At 36.5% G+C, this 22,560-nt stretch carries 21 protein-coding genes; 7 read left to right on the forward strand and 14 right to left on the reverse strand.

The features are described 5' to 3' along the window. Positions 1–9: 9 nt before the first annotated feature. On the reverse strand, positions 10–408 hold the full coding sequence (locus tag ABXH06_RS17295) for a DUF4826 family protein (protein WP_311584623.1): 399 nt from the start codon (positions 406–408) through the stop codon (positions 10–12). A 253-nt stretch (positions 409–661) separates the two neighbouring features. Here ABXH06_RS17295 and ABXH06_RS17300 point away from each other — a divergent pair, with 253 nt between their 5' ends. Next, the gene (locus ABXH06_RS17300; RefSeq protein ID WP_311584626.1) at positions 662–1,708 is read left to right on the forward strand and encodes a Leu/Phe/Val dehydrogenase; all 1,047 of its coding nucleotides are present in this window, start codon (positions 662–664) and stop codon (positions 1,706–1,708) included. Between the two features lie 171 nt (positions 1,709–1,879). On the opposite strand, the gene ydiJ is transcribed toward ABXH06_RS17300, so the two are convergent. From ydiJ to ABXH06_RS17335, 7 genes are all read right to left on the reverse strand, one after another. After that, positions 1,880–4,939 carry a D-2-hydroxyglutarate dehydrogenase YdiJ gene (ydiJ, locus tag ABXH06_RS17305; protein ID WP_353519026.1) on the reverse strand — a complete coding sequence of 1,020 codons (3,060 nt, stop codon included), beginning with the start codon at positions 4,937–4,939 and terminating at the stop codon, positions 1,880–1,882. A gap of 337 nt (positions 4,940–5,276) precedes the next feature. Beyond that, positions 5,277–5,648 carry a DUF3224 domain-containing protein gene (locus tag ABXH06_RS17310; protein ID WP_353519027.1) on the reverse strand — a complete coding sequence of 124 codons (372 nt, stop codon included), beginning with the start codon at positions 5,646–5,648 and terminating at the stop codon, positions 5,277–5,279. A 78-nt stretch (positions 5,649–5,726) separates the two neighbouring features. Further along, on the reverse strand, positions 5,727–5,945 hold the full coding sequence (locus ABXH06_RS17315) for a glycine zipper domain-containing protein (protein ID WP_311584635.1): 219 nt from the start codon (positions 5,943–5,945) through the stop codon (positions 5,727–5,729). Positions 5,946–6,001: 56 nt separating this feature from the next. Further along, complete coding sequence (locus ABXH06_RS17320) at positions 6,002–6,544, reverse strand: DUF4287 domain-containing protein (protein WP_353519028.1); 543 nt, start codon at positions 6,542–6,544, stop codon at positions 6,002–6,004. 16 nt (positions 6,545–6,560) lie between these two features. Continuing rightward, complete coding sequence (locus ABXH06_RS17325; protein WP_353519029.1) at positions 6,561–7,076, reverse strand: hypothetical protein; 516 nt, start codon at positions 7,074–7,076, stop codon at positions 6,561–6,563. A 248-nt stretch (positions 7,077–7,324) separates the two neighbouring features. Beyond that, entirely contained in the window at positions 7,325–7,567 is a 243-nt protein-coding gene (locus ABXH06_RS17330) for a hypothetical protein (RefSeq protein ID WP_353519030.1), read from the reverse strand. Between the two features lie 187 nt (positions 7,568–7,754). Beyond that, positions 7,755–8,627, reverse strand: a complete 873-nt coding sequence (locus tag ABXH06_RS17335) for a LysR family transcriptional regulator (protein WP_311584647.1) — start codon at positions 8,625–8,627, stop codon at positions 7,755–7,757. Positions 8,628–8,728: 101 nt separating this feature from the next. Between ABXH06_RS17335 and maoP the strand changes: the two genes are divergently transcribed. Next, positions 8,729–9,028 carry a DUF413 domain-containing protein gene (gene maoP / locus ABXH06_RS17340; protein WP_311584649.1) on the forward strand — a complete coding sequence of 100 codons (300 nt, stop codon included), beginning with the start codon at positions 8,729–8,731 and terminating at the stop codon, positions 9,026–9,028. Between the two features lie 201 nt (positions 9,029–9,229). Here maoP and ppsA read toward each other — a convergent pair whose 3' ends face one another. Next, on the reverse strand, positions 9,230–11,608 hold the full coding sequence (gene ppsA, locus ABXH06_RS17345) for a phosphoenolpyruvate synthase (protein ID WP_353519031.1): 2,379 nt from the start codon (positions 11,606–11,608) through the stop codon (positions 9,230–9,232). Positions 11,609–12,059: 451 nt separating this feature from the next. On the opposite strand from ppsA, the gene ppsR reads away from it, so the two are divergent. After that, on the forward strand, positions 12,060–12,869 hold the full coding sequence (gene ppsR, locus ABXH06_RS17350) for a posphoenolpyruvate synthetase regulatory kinase/phosphorylase PpsR (RefSeq protein WP_353519032.1): 810 nt from the start codon (positions 12,060–12,062) through the stop codon (positions 12,867–12,869). A gap of 152 nt (positions 12,870–13,021) precedes the next feature. Continuing rightward, positions 13,022–14,074 carry a 3-deoxy-7-phosphoheptulonate synthase gene (locus ABXH06_RS17355; RefSeq protein WP_311584657.1) on the forward strand — a complete coding sequence of 351 codons (1,053 nt, stop codon included), beginning with the start codon at positions 13,022–13,024 and terminating at the stop codon, positions 14,072–14,074. A 90-nt stretch (positions 14,075–14,164) separates the two neighbouring features. Here ABXH06_RS17355 and ABXH06_RS17360 read toward each other — a convergent pair whose 3' ends face one another. Both ABXH06_RS17360 and ABXH06_RS17365 read right to left on the reverse strand, forming a co-directional pair. After that, on the reverse strand, positions 14,165–15,094 hold the full coding sequence (locus tag ABXH06_RS17360) for a transporter substrate-binding domain-containing protein (RefSeq protein ID WP_353519033.1): 930 nt from the start codon (positions 15,092–15,094) through the stop codon (positions 14,165–14,167). A 489-nt stretch (positions 15,095–15,583) separates the two neighbouring features. Then, a complete protein-coding gene (locus tag ABXH06_RS17365) occupies positions 15,584–16,564 on the reverse strand; it encodes a helix-turn-helix domain-containing protein (RefSeq protein ID WP_311584662.1) in 981 nt (326 codons plus the stop codon). 365 nt (positions 16,565–16,929) lie between these two features. On the opposite strand from ABXH06_RS17365, the gene rcsF reads away from it, so the two are divergent. The 3 genes from rcsF (at position 16,930) to ABXH06_RS17380 (ending at position 19,172) form a co-directional block, all read left to right on the forward strand. After that, positions 16,930–17,373, forward strand: coding sequence for an Rcs stress response system protein RcsF (gene rcsF, locus ABXH06_RS17370; RefSeq protein ID WP_311584664.1), 444 nt, complete (start codon positions 16,930–16,932; stop codon positions 17,371–17,373). Next, entirely contained in the window at positions 17,366–18,163 is a 798-nt protein-coding gene (gene tsaA, locus ABXH06_RS17375) for a tRNA (N6-threonylcarbamoyladenosine(37)-N6)-methyltransferase TrmO (RefSeq protein WP_353519034.1), read from the forward strand. The genes rcsF and tsaA overlap by 8 nt, the downstream gene beginning before the upstream one ends. 115 nt (positions 18,164–18,278) lie before the next feature. Next, positions 18,279–19,172: a DMT family transporter gene (locus ABXH06_RS17380; protein WP_353519035.1), complete on the forward strand. Its 894-nt coding sequence runs from the start codon at positions 18,279–18,281 to the stop codon at positions 19,170–19,172. Between the two features lie 106 nt (positions 19,173–19,278). Here ABXH06_RS17380 and ABXH06_RS17385 read toward each other — a convergent pair whose 3' ends face one another. The 3 genes from ABXH06_RS17385 to ABXH06_RS17395 all read right to left on the reverse strand — a co-directional run bounded on the left by ABXH06_RS17385 (position 19,279) and on the right by ABXH06_RS17395 (position 22,296). Continuing rightward, positions 19,279–20,574: a metal-dependent hydrolase family protein gene (locus ABXH06_RS17385; protein WP_353519036.1), complete on the reverse strand. Its 1,296-nt coding sequence runs from the start codon at positions 20,572–20,574 to the stop codon at positions 19,279–19,281. Between the two features lie 231 nt (positions 20,575–20,805). After that, entirely contained in the window at positions 20,806–21,300 is a 495-nt protein-coding gene (locus ABXH06_RS17390; RefSeq protein ID WP_353519037.1) for an FKBP-type peptidyl-prolyl cis-trans isomerase, read from the reverse strand. A gap of 108 nt (positions 21,301–21,408) precedes the next feature. Continuing rightward, complete coding sequence (locus ABXH06_RS17395) at positions 21,409–22,296, reverse strand: DMT family transporter (RefSeq protein ID WP_353519038.1); 888 nt, start codon at positions 22,294–22,296, stop codon at positions 21,409–21,411. Positions 22,297–22,560: the final 264 nt, after the last annotated feature.

Raw genomic sequence — 22,560 nt, forward strand, 5'->3', positions numbered from 1 at the left:
CTAAGTTGATCACCAAATCTCATCTTTCGTAAATATTTTATATAAATTCTCTGCTCTACTGATCAATATATTGGCAAACTCTTGCTGCTCAGCTATACCAGCTTGTAATAATTGATCCGCTTGCAATTGCCATTTATAAGAAAAATGACGTACGGCTTCTCTCGCATCTTTTGCAGCAGTGGTTTCAATATAATCAGTAGGTAAATCGCCCGCTATAACCCAAACACTTGATTTATCGATTAAATTTAATTTCCAAACTGAAAAAAGTGGAATGATATATCTACTGTCAGCATCAGACACACTGACAGTAACTAAACCTTTATCTGCTAAAAATTTAGTCGCTACTTGATATTTATCTTTTAACCATTGCTGTTTTTCTTCATCTGTTAATTGAGAAAGTGAACTCATACTGCTTTACCTTAACTACTTATCGTCTGCGAGTGAGGATATATAAAGATTTATTTTGACGCAAGCTATCCTTGAACTCTTCATTTTTTGCTCCTGAACTTGTGTACAAAATTCGCCACAAAGTTAAGTCAGTATACGTACAGTTTATTTTATCCCTGACTAGCTATAGCTCATGCTAAGTGGTAATGTGCGCAGCAAGAAATATTACAATATAGGTTTCAAAGAGACCAACTTAGCACACGAGGATCAAGTAGTGGCATTTTTCGATTTAGTAGATTTTGATGATCATGAACAAGTGGTATTTTGTAGTGATAAAGCAACTGGCTTAAAGGCCATTATTGCTGTGCATAACACAGCATTAGGACCTGGTGCTGGAGGTTGTCGTTTCTGGGATTATGATAATGATGAACAAGCACTAACCGATGTATTAAGACTGTCTAAAGGAATGACCTATAAAAATGCAATGGCGGGCTTGAAACTCGGTGGCGGTAAAGCTGTCATCATTGGCAATCCAAAACAACTTAAGTCAACAGCGCTTTTTGAAGCCTTTGGTCGTGCGGTTAATAATGTAGGTGGTCGATATTACACAGCTGAAGACGTTAATATCACCACCAGTGATATGGCGATTGTAAATAGCCAAACAGAATTTGTAGCAGGACTAGACGGAAAAAGTGGTAATCCTGCGCCATTTACCGCTTTAGGGACCTTTTTAGGCATTAAAGCAGCCGTTAAATTTAAACTCGGTAAAGATGATTTATCAGGATTAAAAGTCGCTGTCCAAGGTTTAGGAAGTGTTGGTTACGATTTATGTGCAAAATTACATGCAGCAGGCGCTAGCTTAGTGGTTACTGATATCAACCAAGAAGCCTTAGATAAAGCTGCCAGTGAATTCGGTGCAACTATCGTCGCTTTAGATGATATCTATCATCAAGACGTTGATGTATTCTCTCCTTGTGCTTTAGGGGCTTCAGTGAACGATGTAACCATTGACTTATTTAAAGCTTCAATCATAGCTGGCTGTGCTAATAATCAATTAGCCGCGGCTAAACACGATCAACTATTAAAAGATAAAGGGATATTATACGCTCCTGATTATGTGATAAATGCAGGGGGCATTATCAACGTAGCATTAGAGATTTACCCTCAACCTTATTGTGAAAATGAAGCGACAAAATTAGTCGAAAAAATTTACCATACTTTAATGAATGTTTTTGATAAAGCGGCCAATGAGAATAAACCAACGGGGATTGTTGCCGATGAAATGGCCCGTGAAATTATCACGCGTGGAAATCAAGATTAATATTACGAGGGAATTCTTTACGTAATATAGTTTTTGATAAACATAACATTAAAGTATTCGCTTGATTTTAAAAATAAAAAACCGATCTTATGATCGGTTTTTTGCTTTATCCTTTCAGGTTTAATCTTTAACGTTTATCACTTAATGTTTAAGAATCAAACAGCACACGTATTAAGCAAGGGAAGCCACTAACACTTCAACAGGATGTTTGGTTTTTAAATGACCTAATCGTTTAACTTGGCTACGACATGAATAACCGGTAACAACCACTTGTTCTTCTTTCACCTTCGCTAATTTAGGCTGCCAGCTTAACTCAAAAAGCCCTTTTGAATTTGCCAAGTTGACGTGTTCATGACCATAAGTACCTGCCATACCACAACAGCCAACCGACACTTTATTTAATCTTAAGCCAAAATAATTAAAAATGTTTACCCACTCTTGTTCACTGCCTGCCAGCGCTGTTTTTTCCGTACAATGGGCAAATAACTGATATTCAGTATTATCTTCAAGCAACTTTTGTTCAATTTTTAGTTTATTGTGATCGATCATCGAAATAAGCCATTCATGAGCAAGTAACACGGTAAAGTCGCCACGCTCACTACCTAAAATTTGCTTGTATTCATCGCGATAACATAACGCTAATGAAGCATCCATACCGATCATCGGAATCGCTAATTCATGTAACTGATTTAAAAAGTCCGCAGTATTTTTTGCAGTTTTTGCAAAGCGCGTTAAAAAGCCTTTCACGTGTTGTGGTTTACCGTTAGGTTTAAACGGCACCAACACCGGCTTAAAACCTAATTTATCGATAAGCTGCATCAGTTTTTCAACGACGCCCGCATCATAAAAGGATGTGAAAGGGTCTTGCACTATCAACACATACGGTGCTTTTTGTTCTGCCGACAACCCTTTAAAGCGCTCTAAATCAAAACGCTCAAATCCATTTCTTTCAGTTCTAATTTTTAATGTAGGCACCGATAATAATGGTGTATCAACGTAACCTATTGTCGCTTTTGACACGTTTTCGTATAGTTTATTGTCTAACACTAAGTTAACAAAGTTTGGCGCTTTTGCCATGATCGGCGCAAGTTGTTCAACATTGGCGACTAAATGATCTTTCAACGGGCGAAAATACCGTGAGTGATAAACATTTAAGAAACGTGCCCTAAAGTCTGGCACATCTACTTTTATCGGACATTGACTTGCACAAGCTTTACAAGCTAAACAGCCTGACATGGCATCCATCACTTCATGTGAAAAGTCTTGTTGGTTTGCTTTACCAAGTTTATTTTTCACTTTATTGAGTAACTGTTTAACTGACCAACCGTTAATATTTTTTTCTAACGATAAAATATCAACACCTTTATTTTCTAATAAACGTAACCACTCACGCATTAACCCCGCTCGCCCTTTTGGCGAATGTCGACGATCCCGAGTAATTTTACTGGATGGACACATAGGACTATTCGCATCGTAATTAAAACATAAACCATTTCCGTTACATTCTAAGGCGGATTTAAATGAGTCTTTAACCTCAATAGGAATTTGTCGGTCAAACGTCCCGCGTTTTACTGCATCTACCGAAACTAATTGCTCAGTAGACTCTATTGGCGTACAAATTTTTCCTGGGTTCATTTTATTGAGTGGATCAAAAACAGTTTTAATTTTTCTTAATTCATTAAATAGTTCTTCACCAAAAAATTCAGGACTATATTCACTACGATAACCTTTACCATGTTCGCCCCACATTAAGCCCCCATATTTAGCGGTTAATGCCACCACTTTATCGGAGATTTCACGCATAATGACTTCTTGCTCAGGATCACACATATCAAGTGCCGGACGAACATGTAATACCCCCGCGTCAACATGACCAAACATTCCGTAATGTAATTGATAACTGTCAAGCAATTCACGAAACTCTGCGATAAAATCGGCTAAATTCTCGGGGGGAACGGCAGTATCTTCCGCAAACGCCAATGGTTTTTGACTACCTTTGGTATTGCCTAACAAACCCACTGCTTTTTTACGCATCGCATAAAGCTTACCAATACTGGCAAGATCAGAAGTTACTTGATAACCAATAACCCCCGTTTCATTGACAATATCTTTGTCTAATTGAGTGGTTAGTAACTTAATTTCTCCAGCTAAAGCTTCAGGACTTTCACCGTTATATTCAACGATATTAATACCATCCATTACTTTATCTTCAACATCAGTAATTAACTCACTGACTGAGTGCCAAACAATGTCTTGTTTAGCTAAATTTAAGACTTTCGAATCTATGGTTTCAACTGAAGTAGCATTCGCTGCAACTAAGGTTGGAGAATGGCGAAGTGCAGAATCAAAGCTATCATATTTGATATTAATTAAGGTTTTTGCTTTGGAAATAGGCGTTAAATTTAACTTTGCTTCACAAACAAAGGCTAAAGAGCCTTCTGAGCCAGTGATCAAACGTGATAAATCAAGCGTTTGTAAATCATCACTAATAACATGCTCAAGATCATAGCCAGTCAAAAAGCGATTCAATCGTGGAAATTTATTTAAAATTTTATCCCGTTTTTCAACACTTGTGGCAAGTACTTGTTTCAGGATTCTCCCTAAGGTGGTATTTTCAGTTGCTAACTCAACCGCATGAGCAACTGACATCGGTGCAGTAGAGATAACTTCACCATTGGCCAGCACTGAGGTTAAACCAAGAACATGATCTGATGTTTTACCATAAACTAACGAGCCTTGACCTGATGCGTCAGTATTGATCATGCCGCCAATAGTCGCCCGATTACTGGTTGATAAATCAGGCGAAAAGAAAAAGCCATGTGGCCTTAAAAAATCATTTAATTGATCTTTAACAACTCCTGCTTCAACTTTAACCCAGTTTTCTTCAACGTTTATTTCCAAAATACGATTCATATATTTTGATAAATCGACAATTATGCCCGGCGTTAAACTTTGGCCATTGGTACCTGTACCGCCTCCGCGAGCACTAAATTTTATTTCTTGAAATTTATCTTGGCTCGCAAGTTCAGTGATTATTTGAATATCATGTTGGCAACGCGGATGTATGACTAATTGCGGTAATTGTTGGTAAATACTGTTATCGGTTGCCACAGCTAAACGTGCGCCATAACTCGTACTGATATCACCAGTAAAGTTAAGCAAAGACAAGGTTTTCGCGTAATCTTGATATAACGGAGCAACAAGCTCTTGAGGATCTAACCGAGGTAACATAACAGCTTTAATACTTACAAAAAGAAAAGTGCAGAAAGTATATCATGGTCATTTTAATTTTTGACAGGCAGATATCAAAAACCTTAAGAACTTTTTCAACTATTATGAATATTTTTTTACTCAAAAAACCGAGCAAATAGCAATGATGTTGTTCAGCCAGTGCATCGCTAAATTAATTTTTAAGGCACTCTTTTAAACAACTCAAATGATCAAGAACCGTGAATAGAATTTACCATGAGGTAAAATGAACGTTTTTTGCAAAGAACATTTTATTTTATAGCCTGTCACTGCAACAACAATATTAAAATAAGTCCTGAAATTGAAATGGCATCATTTATTACAACGAATAATTAAAGATATAAGAATGTACTCCGTTTTCTTGAATAATATCTAGCGTACCAGAAAGATCACTGAATTCCCCTTCACCTGAGCCAGCTAAAACGGTGACGGTTAACGATTGTGATGTTTTATCCATAACGCCACTATGAACCAGTGTAAACGCGCCCGTTCTCCCCTTTAATTGGCCAGAAAACTCTTCAATAGCGTAATATACCGCAGTCCCTGCTACCGTTCTTTTGCTGATCATTTGGCCAATACCTGAGCCAATTAAATCGCCAGTATAAGTTTTATCTATTAACATTCTACCTGCTGGGCTCTCATCGTCTTGAGGTGTTAAACTTATATTGAACTGGCCTTTAGCTATCATCATATCTCTCGGTGCGTTATCTGTTATTTAAAACTTGTTAATATTGACTTAATGTTGGTTAAATAAAGTTAAATGTCGAATTTATTCATTCGATTTATCTTTATCTGTCTTAGAACTTTTTTGTAATTTGGTGCCAAGCGCAATACCTATCGCGATACCAATTGCTAAACCAACACCTATATTACCTGTTGCAGTTCCCATTGCCACACCTACGCCAATTCCAATTGCAATTCCAGCTCCCATATTTGTTTCGTTTTTATCTTTTTGTTCAGATTTTTTTTCTTGTTTTGAGTTATTCATATCTGCCCCTTTATCAAAGATTTTATTGGTTATAATAATGATACTTATTGATATAGTTAAACGGATTTCTCATAAGCTAACGCTAACCATTTGAACACTTCATCATCAATATCTGCAAGATCATTTAATACTATTCTATGACTACACATAGTGCCAAAGGGGCCAGAATCGGCTAACCGACTTTGAATTTCAACATCTTTAAGTTTTAATCCCAAATCAATTCTTGTTTTAGTGGCCGGTTTAATTAAAGCAAACTGTTTTTTACGAATAATACTAACACTTGTTTTTTTCGGCGTTATAACAACATCATCACCAAAACTTTCAACAATAGAAATCAATTTTTCGTAAAGAGGTAATAAATTTTCTTTTCCTTGATATTGAGCTTGAACAAGGTCTTGTTGTGACGAATCATCCTGTTTTGACAATGTTACTATGGTATTAGCAAAACCATGGGTAACACCGTATTCAGACTTTAAAAACTTGACGGCAACCCCATGTTTCTCAAAATTTTCTTTTGCTAATATGACAAACCATTCTTCCAGCGTTTTACCCGTTTTTTCAGGCATATTATTGATCATAGTTTCCAGCGCTTTATCCATGGAGTCACCTATATTTTTATTGTAAAAATTGTTGTTCTTCACTAATCATACAAGCCTCAATCTCTTCAGGACGATTGTTTCTATCAATAAGCCAGCATTCGTCATAAATTGAACAATAACAAAGTTCTATGCTGATTGAATTATCCGCCTCTGCAATCTTTTGAGCATCTTTACCTTTATACGAAACAGGTGTAATGCTATTTTGTGGCGACAAGGTTCGATTACTTAAATGTGACTGTCTAATATTTTTAAACGCTTCAACGTCTTTCCAATGTTTTAAATATTTGCTGCCATCATAAATTTTAGCATATTTGATTAGTGCTGGGCCTGTACCACTATTATTTACACCATAACTAAAAGAACTGCCGTTAAAACTTCTGAATATTTCTAATCTCGGCCAAACAGAAGCACGTGCATATTCTCGGTCAACATAGGCAGAATAGATAGAAGTAAAGGCAGTGACCAAGCCGATGATAAGTGCCGATAAAGCAACTATCATTTCTGGGTTTTTATACCAAGGAATGTTTGCCATTTTGATAAAGTACCTCACCTTAAACAATAAAATATGATGTTAACTAACAAGCAATTAACTATAGAACTAGCTTAAGGGAGAAAAATGAAAAAGCCAATGATGTTGGCAAAAGAGAGAATAAATAATTTCTATTTGTCTTATACGGGTGATTAATTGCGCAAAACCAAGTTTTACGCAATTACTGAATACAATTTAATAAGGAGAATCAAAAAAATAGTTTAATAGGTCTCAAGTTATCTAAAAATAAACTAATCCCAATCATCAAAATAGTCTTCTTCTAACTTTCTAAGCCGTTTCGCTTCTTGTAGCTGTTCGATTTTCCTTTTAGCCAAGAAGTTACGTTTATGATTTTGACGAGAGTTTTTAACTTCAGATGACCCCGTACTTAATTCAAAATCAGCAATGTTATTATCTAACTCTGGGTAATCGTCATCACCGTTAAAGTTTAAATCGTCTGAGGAATCCATTTCATATTGAGTAGCAATTGCCATGTTATTCACCAAAAAAGTTAATCTTGTTCAAATCGGATAATCTATGTTTTTTTCAGGTAAGAAAAGTAAAATATTTTTTAGTTTACGATAAAAATTTTTTACTTTATTCAGGCATAACTTTTGCGTGTGAAATCAAGGATGCTTTTACATACAAGTGTTGCTAAAAAAACCATCAATGTCATTCTGGTTATGGCGTCATGATAGCCGGTGCTTCTGGATCGTCTTTTCTCAATAAATTTTTAATTTCAATAATACGTTGCTCATTTTCATTTTCTTTATGAAAAGCACTAAACACTTCACGTTCAAACACCGGTAATTTCGGGATTTCAAATAAGGTGCCTTGCTCTATAAAAGGCCTTGCTAACATATCAGGTAAATATGCGCTGCCTCCACATTGCAGCATTAAATCAAGCGCGATACGAGCGGTACTGGTTCTTATTGCGGGAATAGAAATTCCTAACACTTCTTTTGCGTGCCAGTTAATAAAACTCGTCCCCCAATCAATCATGATGTAACGCTCAACATCTGATCCTTGTTCAATCACATGATCAAAAGTAGTAACGGGGATCAATTTGAACATGTGCAATGATTCAATTTTTAACTCTTCAACTTTGGGTGGATCAAATAAAATAGCGACATCTAATGAGCGCTCTAATAATTGTCGAGTTAATTGCTCACGCGATAAAATTTCAGCTACTAAACTTATCTGAGGTTGATAATTATAAATTTTTGAGATGGCATCATGAATATATACATCCCAAGTATTGGGAGTTCCTGCAATGGAAATTTGAGCAACTTGATCAGACGCTAAGGCTACATCTTGCTTTGCCATCCTTAAGGTATTAAGCATATTCTCCGCATGGGGTACTAATCTTTCGCCAGCAGGCGTTAACTGAATGTTATTTCTCGCACGATGAAATAAAGAAACACCAAAATATCTTTCTAATTGTCGAACTCTTGTGCTGATTGCTGCTTGCGTGAGATATAAGTTTTCGGCGGCTTTGCCAAAATGTCGGCAATCTTTTACTTCTAAAAAGGTTTTTATTAACTCAACATCCATTATGTTATCTCTTATCGAAACGATAATTATTATTTGTTTTACACCACTAATACTTAGCCGCATAATCTTCGAAAATATCTCCCCTGTCAACAGAGGTAAACATGACAACAATACACGGTTTTATTCAAACAGATAGATTTTATGATGATGTGCATTTTCCTCGTGGTTTTAGTAAATCAGGCGACTTTACTATTGCAGATGCAGAGCTGTTAAGTGTCATAGGAAAACGATTATTGATGTTAGAACAAGGTGAAGTATTACCTGAAAATCAAGTTGAAGAGAAATTTGTCTTTTCATGTAAATCGGGTAATGAAGGCGAGACAAAAATTGAAATATTGTGGCAAAAATATAAAAAACTAACACAGTACAAACCGTTTCATAGTTTACACCGCTGCGCATAAGTTATTTCTAGTGGGATTGCTTGACTGTTGCTTGGTTGAATAGAGCAATCAAATAAACTCAACACCGTATTTATACGAATAACTAGGCTTTAAAAGACATTCTCTTCAACAAAATGGCTTTCATCACGCCATAAAAAACAGCATTATTAATTTTCTTTAATAATGCTGTTTTATTCTTTACGGTTAATTGAACCTTTCTACTTAACTTTTAGCGTGTTGCTCTGCTAAATAAAGCCACGTCGGTAAAACTGTATCTGGGTTTAACGACACGCTATCAATGCCTTCGTTAACAAGCCATGCGGCAAAATCAGCATGATCAGAAGGACCTTGACCACAAATACCAACATATTTACCACGTGCTTTACATGCCTTGATAGCCATTGACAATAAGGCTTTTATGGCTGGATTTCGCTCATCGAACAAATGGGCAATTAAACCAGAATCTCTATCAAGTCCTAACGTTAATTGTGTTAAGTCATTTGAGCCAATTGAAAAACCGTCGAAATGATCGAGAAATTGATCCGCTAATAAAGCGTTTGATGGTAGTTCACACATCATAATGACTCTTAGGCCATTCTCTCCACGTTTTAAACCATGCTCAGCTAAAATTTCAATCACCTGTTCCGCTTCTTCGAGCGTACGGACAAATGGGATCATCACTTCAACATTAGTAAGGTCCATCTCATTTCTGACTCGTTTTATTGCTTCACATTCTAGTGCAAAACATGCTCTAAAATCTTCAGAAATATAGCGTGAAGCCCCCCGATAGCCTATCATCGGATTTTCTTCATCAGGTTCAAAATGCTCACCACCGACTAAATTCGCGTATTCGTTAGATTTAAAATCTGACATACGAACTATGACTTTTTCCGGTGAATATGCTGCCGCTAATGTGGAAATGCCTTCGGTTAACTTAGCAATATAAAACTCGGTAGGACTTGAGTATCCGGCAATAATATCGTTTATTTCATCTTTTAAATCAGCAGGTTGCTCATCAAAATTTATGAGCGCTTTAGGATGAACACCAATCATTTTATTAATGATAAACTCTAATCGAGCCAAACCTATCCCCGCGTGCGGTAAACGAGCAAATGCAAATGCTCTATCAGGATTGCCAACATTCATCATTATTTTCAGAGGTAACTCAGGCATATCATCTACTTGAGAAGTAGTGACAGTAAATTCTAGTTTACCTTGATAAATAAAACCGGTATCTCCTTCTGCACAAGAAACGGTTACTTCATCACCCGTAGCAATTTTACTGGTTGCGTCGCCACAACCAACAACCGCAGGAATCCCCATTTCACGAGCAATGATAGCCGCATGACATGTTCTACCACCTCGATTCGTAACAATCGCAGAGGCTTTTTTCATAATAGGTTCCCAATCGGGATCTGTCATGTCAGTGACTAACACATCACCTTTTTGTATTTTATCCATCTCATCAAGTGAAGCTAAAACTTTCACTTCACCGCTACCTATTTTTTGTCCAATAGAGCGCCCTTCACAAATAATATCGGCTGTCGATTGAAGTTGGAATTGCTCCATTACGTTGCCTACTTCACGACTTCTAACGGTTTCAGGGCGTGCTTGCACTATATACAACTTGCCGTCTAAGCCATCTTTTGCCCATTCAATATCCATTGGACGTTGATAGTGCTTTTCGATTATAACCGCTTGTTTGGCCAGTTCTTGAACTTCGTCATCGGTTAAAGAAAACTGATTCGAGACGCGCTCTTCAACATCGATCACTTCGACTTGCTTGCCGTGCTCTTGAGCATCGGTATAGACCATTTTGATGGCTTTAGAGCCGATATTTCGACGAACAACTGCAGGTTTATTTTTTGCTAAGGTTTGTTTATGAACATAAAATTCATCTGGATTCACTGCCCCTTGAACAACCATTTCACCTAAACCATAGCTTGATGTAACAAAAACAACGTCTTCAAACCCTGATTCGGTATCAATAGAGAACATCACACCTGAAGATGAAATATCACTGCGCACCATGCGTTGGATACCTGCAGAGAGCGCGACACCACGGTGATCATAGCCTTGGTGAACACGATAAGAAATTGCTCGATCGTTAAATAACGAAGCAAAAACATGTTTAATGGCGATCATGACGGCGTCTAAACCACGGACATTTAAAAAGGTTTCTTGTTGACCAGCAAAAGAAGCATCAGGCATATCTTCCGCAGTGGCTGAAGATCTCACGGCAAAAGATGCGTCTGCAGAAAATTCACCCGCTAACTTTTCGTATGCTTGTTCAATATTTCGCTGCATTTCAGGTAAAAATGGCGTGTCTATTATCCATTGACGAATCTGGTTACCACAGGCTTCTAATGCGTGAATATCACTTACATCGAGCGTATCAAGTAATTGATAGATTTTGTCGTTTAAGCCGCTTTGCTCTAAGAATTCGTTGAATGCAAAAGCGGTTGTTGCAAAACCACCTGGCACTTGCACCCCAACATTTGAAAGGTTTGAAATCATTTCCCCAAGTGATGCATTCTTCCCGCCTACGCGATCTACATCACCCATACCTAACTCTTCATACCAAAGTACATATTCCTGCACGACAAATTCTCCGATGTGGATAAAATTAAAAAGGTTATTTTATAATAAGGTCTGTTGAACTTTCATTTTACTCTCTGCTATTGGTTAATTTTTAAGATAACAAGGCGTAAAACGTGTAATGTAGTCATACGACTTAAATGTTTTTTCAACCTTTTTTAACCTTTGTAACATACGTTAAGTTTTAAATTAGCCATAGCCTTTGGGTTGTAGTGAAATGGAGTCTCTCTTGGTTGCTTCATGGGGATTTGGAATATCCAAACCTTACCTAAAGCGTCTCGATTACTATTTTTTCAAGTACAACAGTGTTTTAAACTGTAAGTTCAACAGACCTAAGTTTCATTGTAGCTGAGATCATTTTACACTGGTTATTGTTCAAACTAAAAGATATAAAGAAAACTTTCATATCACATTACGAAATATTAATATCATTAAAATTATATGAGGACCTAAAATGCGCACTGCTTTTTATATCTCTGATGGCACAGCTATTACATCTGAAGTATTTGGTCACGCCTTACTCTCTTTGTTTCCTGTAGATTTTGCACATGAAACGATTTCTTTTGTAGAAACTAAAGAAAAAGCCCTTGAGGTGAAAGCGCTTATCAACAAAACCGCAAAAAAATCAAATGAACCTCCTTTGGTATTTCATACCTTTGTCAATCATGAAATCAGAGAAATACTAGACAGTTGCGATGGTATTATTTACAACTTTCTTGAGCATTTTGTTTCACCTTTAGAAAAACAACTTGGTATTTCCGCTAAACCTAAAGCTCATAGAACGCATAGTATCCATGAAAATAGTTACGATTACCGAATTGATGCTGTTAATTACTCTTTAGCAAACGATGATGGCTCGAATATTTCAAACTATGAACATGCCGATGTCATTTTAGTAGGCGTTTCTCGTTCAGGTAAAACCCCCTCGTCGCTATATCTTGCCCTTCAATACGGTATCAAAGCGGCTAACTATCCGTTTACAGACGACGATATGGAAGAGCTAAAACTCCCAAGCTTTTTAGTACCGCATAAAAAGAAACTGTTTGGCTTAACCATTGATGCACAGAGATTAATGGATATTAGAGAAGGACGCATGTCTAACAGTAAATATTCTTCTGCTCGACAATGCCGTATGGAATTGAGAGAAGTTGAAAAACTCTATAAGAAAGAAAAAATACCTTTTTTAAATACCACGAAACTTTCAGTGGAAGAAATTACGGCAAAAATACTTAATCAAACAGGGCTGCAAAGATACAAATACTGATTTATATTAATTTAACATGATTAATACCGTGAAAGCGGTTCACAATGGTGTCGATTTTCTGTATGTTAGCGCGATGATTTATCCTTACTGTACTTAGCCTTATTACCTGTATTTAGCTTTTAAAGTGACAGTAATTACCAAAGTAATATGACATGACTATCAAAACCGATGAATTTAGAACGACGCTAATCGAGAATTTAGTATCTCCTGCCCAACTAGCTGAGCAAATTCCACTCTCTGATGATACTGCTAATTTTATCATTCAAAGCCGGAAAGACATTGAAGCGATTATTAATGGAGAAGATGATCGACTATTAGTGATTATCGGGCCATGTTCTATTCACGATACTGATGCAGCTATCGACTATGCGAAACAGCTGAAAGCGCTTCATGAACACCATAAGAATGAATTACTCATTGTCATGCGGGTTTACTTTGAAAAACCTAGAACAACCGTTGGCTGGAAAGGATTAATTAGTGATCCTGATTTAGATAAATCTTTCCATGTAGCAAAAGGTTTGAATTTAGCGCGTAATTTATTAATGGAAATTAACGAACTAGGTTTACCTGCTGGTACTGAATTTTTAGACATGGTTACTGGTCAATATATTTCAGATCTAATTTGTTGGGGCGCTATTGGCGCAAGAACCACAGAAAGCCAAGTCCATCGAGAATTAGCCTCAGCACTGTCATGCCCGGTAGGCTTTAAAAATGGAACCGATGGCAATATACAAATTGCAATTGATGCAATAAAAGCGTCCAGTGTACCGCATGTACTTTATTCTCCTGATAAAAGCGGGCAAATGTGTATTTATCAAACACATGGTAATCCTCACGCTCATGTGATCTTACGCGGAGGTAAAACGCCAAATTACCATCCAGATGACATAAATAGTACGTTAGAAAAATTAACTAGCAATAACATCAATGCAGGAATAATGGTCGATTGTAGTCATGGCAATAGCTATAAAGATCATAATAAACAAATTGATGTGGCAAAATCGATTGCTAGTCAAATAATCGCTGGTAATAAAGGAATTTCAGGGGTGATGGTTGAAAGCTTTTTAGTCGAAGGTAACCAAAAAGTCATTGATAAAGATTCATTAACCTATGGTCAAAGTATCACAGATGCCTGCGTTGATTTAACGGCAAGTCAAACAATGTTGTCTTTATTAAGCGATGCGATTAAGCAACGTAGAAATTAACTTGCAGTCCTCTTCTATGGCTAGGTAAACCAAATAATTTACGTGTTATCTGGCCATGATTCCCTTCGCATAAAATTAAATATTTAAAGGTTAGTTCTCAAGCGTGTTTAAATTAAAATCTTTCGGTAAAATCCAATAGTCAGGGTTATTTGCGGTTTCTCCTAATTCAAGAAAATCATTAGGCAATTCAAAATAAACTGTTCTATGCTCATCTTTAAAAGGATAAACATTGGCAGTTAACGGATGCGTTTGCATTAACTTTTCAATTTCACCATTTTCCGCTAAAAGTATGAGTCCTTTCTCTATCCAACGGGCTAATTCAACATTCGCTTTACTGGTAAAAAAATAAACCGCGAAAGGATAATGTAAAATAATGTCTTGATAATTGATTAAATCAGGATACATTTGTGCCCGTAATGCCAATTCAGTTAATGAGTCATGAAAACTTCGAGGGAAATAATCACATCGCTTATGATTTAGCATATTAAAGATGTCTTCATAATGAGTAGAAGTTGTAACTAGTAGATCAGCCGCGCGTAAAATCTTAGTATCTGGCCAATGAGCTCCTTGGCAGGCTGAGAATTTTTTTAATTCATCAATCGTTTTTATCTGGTCAAAACTAGCTACAGAATCTTGATGAATAGTAAACTTTCGATAACCTATTAATCCTCTTGTTGTCGGTATTTTAATCGCTAGTAAGTCTTTCTCAAGACTTTTACTACTTCCTAACCAATAAACATCTAAGTTTTCGCCTTTTTTTAGTTCTACAATCGCTCGCCCTTGCGACATTTTTATCGTATCAAGAATCTCGGGAATTTTTCGCCCTTCAGCCGCTTTGTCCAGCGCCATTTTTAACAGTTGTTTATGATAGTCATGTGAGATATCAAACGTGGAGCGTTGTTGTGGTATTTTGATCGTTTGCTCAACTGCTACGGATTGTCTCGAAACAACAGAAAACGTTAGACAAATGGCTAAAGTAAGTAGTGTTATTAAAGCACGAAAAATATCGCTTCTGCTCATAGATGACAGATAGATGAAAATAATGTGACGACATTATTACTTAATTTATATTCCATGTCCATGTTAGCCAACCAGCGAACTAACGATAAAACAAATCATTATTTAACAGTGACTTACAATGTGATTTCACGTTAAAAATCAAGAATTATAGACGATATTGTACATACAAATGAAAACAACCAACCGCTGCTACTGTTAAAGTCATTTTCATCAATGATATATTGTTAACTTTACGATGTATTCAATTACATAATCGTTGTAATAGTGGTAATGACTATTGCGTTTAACTTACGTGTCTACTCAAGTACGTAACAATATTGAACTGGATAAGAAATTTTAATCACCAAATAACTTAACTCGAAAACAGTATTTGGTAAATTAGCTTTAAAAATATACAAGCCTTTACCATTTATAGGTATTTACCCCATAAGCAATCGTGCAGGCTTGATTTTAGTTTTTAGCTTAGATTAAAGTTCAGTATGGTTTTAGTTAAGTTTCATTTTTCTCAAATAATTCCATTAATCCAATTAATGCCGCAAATAATACCGCACCAACCGGCCATATTATCCAAGTGACACCCCAATCCATTGTCCACAAACTCCAACCTAGAAAGATGGCAACTAATAATGGCCAATAAAATGCCGCAAGCTTTTCGGCACGTTTTGCTCTTTTTGATTTTTCCGTTTCTTTAACATTGTCTTTTAAAATATTGTTGTAAGCATCAAATTTTGCAGATACAGGCGACACAATACAAATACCAATAGCAATAATTATAAACAACACAATCAACATCATTAAGGTTAATCCTTCACCTTGCATAAACATACTAGCCACTAATAAAGGCACAAAACTAATGATGAACATAAAAATCCCTAGAGATAAACGAAAATGATAAATATTCTGAAAATCCTTTAGTTTTTCTTGAAAAACACTATGAACACCATAAGACAATTCAAAAGGCTCATTTTCTATGGAATCTATTTCAGCTTGATACTGGTTCGTTTTTATAAAATAACTAACGGCAACAGACACCATCAGTAATATACTGACAATGCCTGCCACAGCAGCAACATTACCAGTCATATTTAATCGTCCTGTTTGGGCCATAGCCAAAAAGAAAAATAATGGGATCACCGAGCTTATACAAAACACCACGCCTTTCGTGATTAAAGACGACACAAGTCGCTTCGTTTCTACATAATGTAAAGCTTGTTCTAAATTAATCTGAACACTACCCGGTTCTTTTCCATCACTTTGAAGATCCGGTATTTCGATGTCATCTTTTAATAAATAATCAGTCGACACATCAAAAATTTCGGCTAACTTAATCACTTTATTTAAATCAGGAATACTATTTGTACTTTCCCATTTAGACACTGATTGTCTGGACACATCCATCTTCTCAGCAAGCTCTTCTTGCGACCAACTCAATTGTTTTCTTAGTTTGATAATTTTTTCGGCTAAAATCATTATTAACATTCCTTTCTTTATTTTTGAGTTGCAATCATAGGAATACAGAGGGTTGCAGACTAGCAAGCCAACTTGTAAATTTGTCAACCAGCAGTTGCAATTTAGCTTTTTTGAGAATATTTCTTTCTTTTTAACGTAAAAATCGAAAATTTACCATGTAAAGTTTTTGTTTTGCTATGGACTAGTTATGGCTTTCCAGATTGATCAGATCATCGTTTTATAATCAGCTTAATTTTAAATAAACCTGCTTTATTACAACTAAACATTTTAGTTCAAAGCGACAATCGACTAAATACTTTCAAAAAGAATTAACTTAGAATAAGGTGATACCACAGTAGTATACTAATTATCTTTCCTGAGCGATTATGAATAAAACCACACGAATAAAACCATTAAATAGCTTTTTGATCTTATGTTTCATTACCGCATGTTCATCACGTTATCAGGTACAAACCAATTTAGATAACCTTAATTTTAAAGATTATTATAGCCCTGCAGCTGTGACAATTTATCAAAATGAACAAAGCATGCTCAAGAATAAAAATACAGAAAGTTCCCAAGCTGCTCCTAAATATCAATATTTAGGAGCTGTAGAAGGCGATGATTGCCAAGAAAAAGCCCATCATCAAGCACCTGATGAAATCAATGCCAGAACAAATGCTCGTAGAAAAGCGTACGACTTGGGCGCCAATGCCATTATTTTTTCAGGCTGTGCTTTGATAGAAAAAAATGAAGCAGATAAAAAGTGTTTAGCTACCACTGTTTGTTATGGACGAGCGTACCTGTTAAGCGTAAACAGCAATGAATAATACGATTAAAAACAACCGAGAAAGTGAACAAACGTTAAATCAAAATACCAATATTAATGTCGAGATTATTGCACGGGTATTTTCCCCTTATAAAGAAAAGTTTGCCATCCCTCGACAACCTGGAATAGTCACTGCTGCCACAGGAAAAGTAGTTTTACTTAACAAGGCAAATAATATCGATTTAGTCAGAGATTTAGCACAATTTAGTCATATTTGGCTCATTTTTGTTTTTCATGCCACTCATCAACAAGGATGGAAACCTTTAGTGAGGCCTCCTCGTTTAGGGGGCAATAAAAAAACAGGTGTTTTTTCCACTCGCTCTACTTTTAGACCAAACCCAATTGGCATGTCCGTGGTACGTTTGGAAAAAATAACTTATATCAACAAACAAGTTGAATTGCATATTTCCGGTTTAGACCTGCTCGACCAAACCCCTATAGTCGATATAAAACCTTATATTCCCTATTCGGATGCTATACCAGATGCGAAAGCAGGCTTCGCTCAAGAGCAACCTAGCAACAGTAAACATGTAAGTTTTGCTCAAAAAGCAAGGAACACATTAGATTCTGTCCAAGTAGAATTCCCCAATTTACAAACTTTAATTGAACAGGTTTTAGCACAAGATCCTAGGCCCGCATATAAGCAAAATAACTCATCGACTCTTCATGAAGCGAGTCTAATCGATAAGACTAATTTTGATGATAAAGTGTACGGCATACGACTTTATCGCTTTAATATAAAGTGGCGTCTGATCTCCGCCAGTACCATTGAAGTTTTCGAGATACACTAGGCTTCGTTGATTTTAACAGGTACGCAGCACTATTACCTTTTTTGATAAAAACTCAATACTATCAATGACTAAAGTAAAACAATAACAGTCCTTAAACTTGTGTTCAGGCAGATACATGATTATACGTCCAACAATTGAATTACCTTTGCTAGCAGCCATTTGGGGAGCTTCATTTCTATTTATGAAAATCGGTGGCCCTGAATTTGGCCCGATTCTCTTTATGGCCATGAGAACCTTCGTAGCAAGTTTATTGTTAGTGTCGTTATTAGCATATAAAAAACAAATCCGTTTATTATTTCAACAAAAAACCGCGATTTTTATCGTTGGTTTGTTAAACACAGCTATTCCGTTTTCGTTATTTGGCTGGGCAACCTTAACTTTAAGTGCCGGAAGTACTTCTGTACTAAATGCAACAACCCCGATGTTCGGGGCTATCGTTGCTGTAATTTGGTTAAAAGACACCTTTAATAACAGTACCATTTTAGGATTGCTCATTGGTTTTATTGGCGTATATTTTTTAATGTTCGAAAAATTAAATATGCCTAACTCAGAGGTAATTTTACCGGTGTTTGCGGTAATGTTAGCGTCATTATTTTATGGTATTTCCGCCAATTTCACTAAAAAATATCTATCAAAGGTTAAACCTTTAGTTTTAGCTACCGGCAGTCAAATATCAGCAAGTTTAGTGTTAGTCCCGATCAGTTTATTCTTTATCCCTGATACGATGCCCAGTATCGCTGCAATAAATGCGGTCGTTGTATTAGGCATTGTCTGCACGGGTTTTGCCTATATAATTTTCTTTCGATTGATTTCAGCGTTGGGCCCAACAAAAACTATCTCTGTGACTTATTTAATTCCAGCGTTTGGTTTGTTATGGGGATGGATTTTCTTACAAGAAAACATCAGCATGATGATGTTATTTGGCTGTAGTTTAATTTTATTTGGTGTCGCGTTAACGACAGGAATATTTTCGCTGAAAAATAAATTAAGTATCACAGTGAGTAAGTGATCAGTGTTGTGGCGATTTACCTTCAATAACAGCGCGTTCTAACATTCTATTGATGATAAACGACTGGTAAAATAACACTCACCAGTCGTCATTAATTAACGAAAGTTTACTTAGACTTGATAACTTCACCAGATTTCATCACAAAATCCACATCTAAAAGCTCATTAATATCAGTTAATGGACTAGCATGCATCGCAATAATATCAGCAATTTTACCGGCTTCAATCGTCCCTAGACTCGCAGACTTGTCAATTAAATCCGCAGCATTAACTGTGGCAGATTTGATCACTTGAGCGGCAGGCATACCGGCTTTATACATCAAAACAGCTTCTTGCGCGTTAATGCCATGTTTAGAGACGCCACTGTCGGTACCGAAAGCAATTTTAACCCCCGCTTTATAAGCTTTAGCGAAGTTACCTTTCATGTCGGTTCCCACTTTGATCGCTTTTGCTTTTTGAGAGTCAGATAACACATCGGTATTTTTTGCCATCTGTAACACCGTTTCACCGGCAAGTAAGGTTGGCACTAAATAAGCACCTGACTTTTTAAATAATTTATATGATTTTTTACCAGCATAAGTACCATGTTCAATGCTAGCAACGCCGGCTTCTAATGCGGCAATAATACCATCTTCTTGATGTGCATGGCTTGCTACTTTCGCCCCCATACGTTTGGCAGCTAAAACAACTTCTTTCAATTCGTCCATTTCCATCTGTTGCCCGGTGCCGGTAGCGCGATCGGTTAATACGCCGCCAGTTGATGTGATTTTTATTAAGTTAGCGCCATATTTAATGGCATGACGCGCCGCTCGACGACAATCATAAGGACCATTACAAACGGTTTTATTGCTTTCATCATGAAATTCCATTAGCTCAGGGCTGACACCACTGACATCAGCATGACCGCCAGTAATTCCAACCCCACCGGCGGCAATGATTGTTGGTCCTTGCATCCAACCTCTATCTATAGCATCTCTTAAAGCGTACATTTCTTGAGAACTTGAGCCTACATCTCTAACGGTGGTAAAGCCTGCGTTTAATGTACGCATAGCAAACATATGCGAACGCATTTGCATCAACTGTGATGACATTTTTAATGCTTCACTGTCATTATTTGGTCCTAATTCCCCTTGTAAATGGACATGCATATCCATCATACCAGGCATAACAAAACTTTTTGATAAATCAACAAGCGTGGCATCTTTATCAATTGATTTTGCAGAGACAAAGCCTTTTTTAACCTCTTTAATTTTGCCATCCACAATTACAACGGTTTGTTTTTTTAAAGGGGCTTTACCTGGTACCGCTAATAATTCACCGGCATGTATAACCTGAGTGTCGGCTAGTACTGTAGTAGATAAGATAGATGTTAGTGCAATTGAGAGTAACGATAATACTTTCATAGTTCGTCCTTTAATCTTGTTATTATTAAATATTGCGAGTTTTTGTAACTTAAACCATAGCAAGGAATATCGGATTTAGGAAAACAAAATGAGACTAACCTCAGTTTTCTTGAGATAAAGCCCGGCGCTTTGAATGAAAGATAAAACAGATGAAAAAAAACTCACTTTATCAGTAATAAAGTGAGTTTAGTTAAGAAAACGTAACCAAGCAGACTATCGGTTACGAATAATCTAGTGGTGATGGCCACCAACACCGTGAGCATGACCGTGTTCAATTTCTTCATTTGTCGCTTCGCGAACATCAATAACTTCAAGATCAAAAGTTAATACTTTGCCAGCCAACGGTGGATTAATATCAACAGTCACCATAAAGCGGCCTGCTTTAATTACCGTAACTTGACGTTGGCCTTGTTCTGTTTCAACAACAGCAGTCATCCCCGCTTTCCACTTAGCATTTTTACTAGGTAAACCGAGTAAATGCTTAACAGGTACACGCTGAACCATGTCTTCTTTTCGTTCACCGTAGGCATCTTCTGGTTGCAGGGTGACAGAAAATTTATCACCGGCTTGTTTATCCGCAAGGGCGTTTTCGACACCAACAAGCATATTATTGTAACCATGAAGATACGCTAATGGATCTGAACTTAAAGAAGATTCTAACTCTTTCCCTGCTTCATCTTTTAAGGTGTAGTGAAACTGAACAACCGTTTTATCGGTAATTTTCATATTGATTCCAAGAAATAAAGTGCCACAAATAATATGCAGCTTAAAATTTTACGCGAGTTTATCAAAAAGCAGTTAAAGCCTCTATATAAAATCAATGTAACCTGACTTTTATGCCCAAAGTAATAATATGGCGACACTGGCAATAATTAAAAACATACCTAGGTATTCCATTTTAGTGATTTTTTCTTTAAATATTCGGTAGGTTAAAAATAAAGTAATAAAGAACTCTACTTGCCCAAGCGCTTTAACATAAGCCGCATTTTGATAACTCGCGCCAGTGAACCACCCTATTGAACCGATAACGCTTGTTATGCCAACAAATAAACATAATCGCCACTTTGTTAACATAGTAAAGATTTGATTTTTATCTTGAAAATATACGTATACCATAGAGATAATTGACTGAACTGTGATCATAAAAACTAACGTGACTGCGGCACTGACCATTAAATCTGTATTAAGCGCTAAACTCGCTTCACGAATTAATAATGTTGTTACGGCTAAAGCGAGTCCTGATGCTAAACCAAAGCCAGCCCCAGGGTTTTGAAAAACATCCGCATAAGTAAATTTTACCTTTGAGACGATTAACACGCCAATAACCCCGACAATCACAGATAGCCAACCTAGTAAGCTTAATGCGGTAGAAAACACTAATGCTCCAACAATGGCCACTTGTATCGCTTCTGTTTTTGCTAAACTAGTTGCTACAGCAAAATTTCGATATTTAAATGCAGCAACCAAACATGCGGTACCAATAATTTGCATAACACTGGCTATCATTGCATATTCAATAAATGAATGATTAAAAGTTGGCAATGCTATTTCACGATGCTGTAACAGCCAAAATAAATAAAGCGCAGCAAAAGGTAAGGCATAGACATAACGTACAGCTGTCGTCGCCATAGCATTTAAATGGCCTGACAACTGTTTTTGTCCCGCGGTTCTCACCGCTTGCATAAATGCCGCTAATAAAGTGAAATAAATCCAAGTTTCCAAGGAACATCCTTGATAATAATATATCTTTCTATATTAATAAGTTAATCAGCTAAAATCATTATATTATTTTACATTATTGTCCCAAAACAATATTTTTAACTGGAGATAAAATTACAAATATAAGTGCTAAAAGCCAACTCCTGCAAAGGAATGAGTAAATAAGTACTCATACACATACTTAGCAATGGATGCTTTAATTTTTTGATTTTAGCTGGGAATGATTTTCTGATGAAGATATTTTTAAATCACTATATTTCGTCATGA

This window comes from Thalassotalea sp. SU-HH00458 (assembly GCF_040362795.1).
In the GTDB taxonomy this organism is placed as follows: domain Bacteria; phylum Pseudomonadota; class Gammaproteobacteria; order Enterobacterales; family Alteromonadaceae; genus Thalassotalea_H; species Thalassotalea_H castellviae.

Coding starts and splice junctions, on each gene's coding strand:
- ABXH06_RS17295 (WP_311584623.1), bottom strand. CDS start 408: ATGAGTTCACTTTCTCAATTAACAGATGAAGAAAAACAGCAATGGTTA.
- ydiJ (WP_353519026.1), bottom strand. CDS start 4,939: ATGTTACCTCGGTTAGATCCTCAAGAGCTTGTTGCTCCGTTATATCAA.
- ABXH06_RS17310 (WP_353519027.1), bottom strand. CDS start 5,648: ATGATGATAGCTAAAGGCCAGTTCAATATAAGTTTAACACCTCAAGAC.
- ABXH06_RS17315 (WP_311584635.1), bottom strand. CDS start 5,945: ATGAATAACTCAAAACAAGAAAAAAAATCTGAACAAAAAGATAAAAAC.
- ABXH06_RS17320 (WP_353519028.1), bottom strand. CDS start 6,544: ATGGATAAAGCGCTGGAAACTATGATCAATAATATGCCTGAAAAAACG.
- ABXH06_RS17325 (WP_353519029.1), bottom strand. CDS start 7,076: ATGGCAAACATTCCTTGGTATAAAAACCCAGAAATGATAGTTGCTTTA.
- ABXH06_RS17330 (WP_353519030.1), bottom strand. CDS start 7,567: ATGGCAATTGCTACTCAATATGAAATGGATTCCTCAGACGATTTAAAC.
- ABXH06_RS17335 (WP_311584647.1), bottom strand. CDS start 8,627: ATGGATGTTGAGTTAATAAAAACCTTTTTAGAAGTAAAAGATTGCCGA.
- maoP (WP_311584649.1), top strand. CDS start 8,729: ATGACAACAATACACGGTTTTATTCAAACAGATAGATTTTATGATGAT.
- ppsR (WP_353519032.1), top strand. CDS start 12,060: ATGCGCACTGCTTTTTATATCTCTGATGGCACAGCTATTACATCTGAA.
- ABXH06_RS17355 (WP_311584657.1), top strand. CDS start 13,022: ATGACTATCAAAACCGATGAATTTAGAACGACGCTAATCGAGAATTTA.
- ABXH06_RS17360 (WP_353519033.1), bottom strand. CDS start 15,094: ATGAGCAGAAGCGATATTTTTCGTGCTTTAATAACACTACTTACTTTA.
- ABXH06_RS17365 (WP_311584662.1), bottom strand. CDS start 16,564: ATGATTTTAGCCGAAAAAATTATCAAACTAAGAAAACAATTGAGTTGG.
- rcsF (WP_311584664.1), top strand. CDS start 16,930: ATGAATAAAACCACACGAATAAAACCATTAAATAGCTTTTTGATCTTA.
- tsaA (WP_353519034.1), top strand. CDS start 17,366: ATGAATAATACGATTAAAAACAACCGAGAAAGTGAACAAACGTTAAAT.
- ABXH06_RS17380 (WP_353519035.1), top strand. CDS start 18,279: ATGATTATACGTCCAACAATTGAATTACCTTTGCTAGCAGCCATTTGG.
- ABXH06_RS17385 (WP_353519036.1), bottom strand. CDS start 20,574: ATGAAAGTATTATCGTTACTCTCAATTGCACTAACATCTATCTTATCT.
- ABXH06_RS17390 (WP_353519037.1), bottom strand. CDS start 21,300: ATGAAAATTACCGATAAAACGGTTGTTCAGTTTCACTACACCTTAAAA.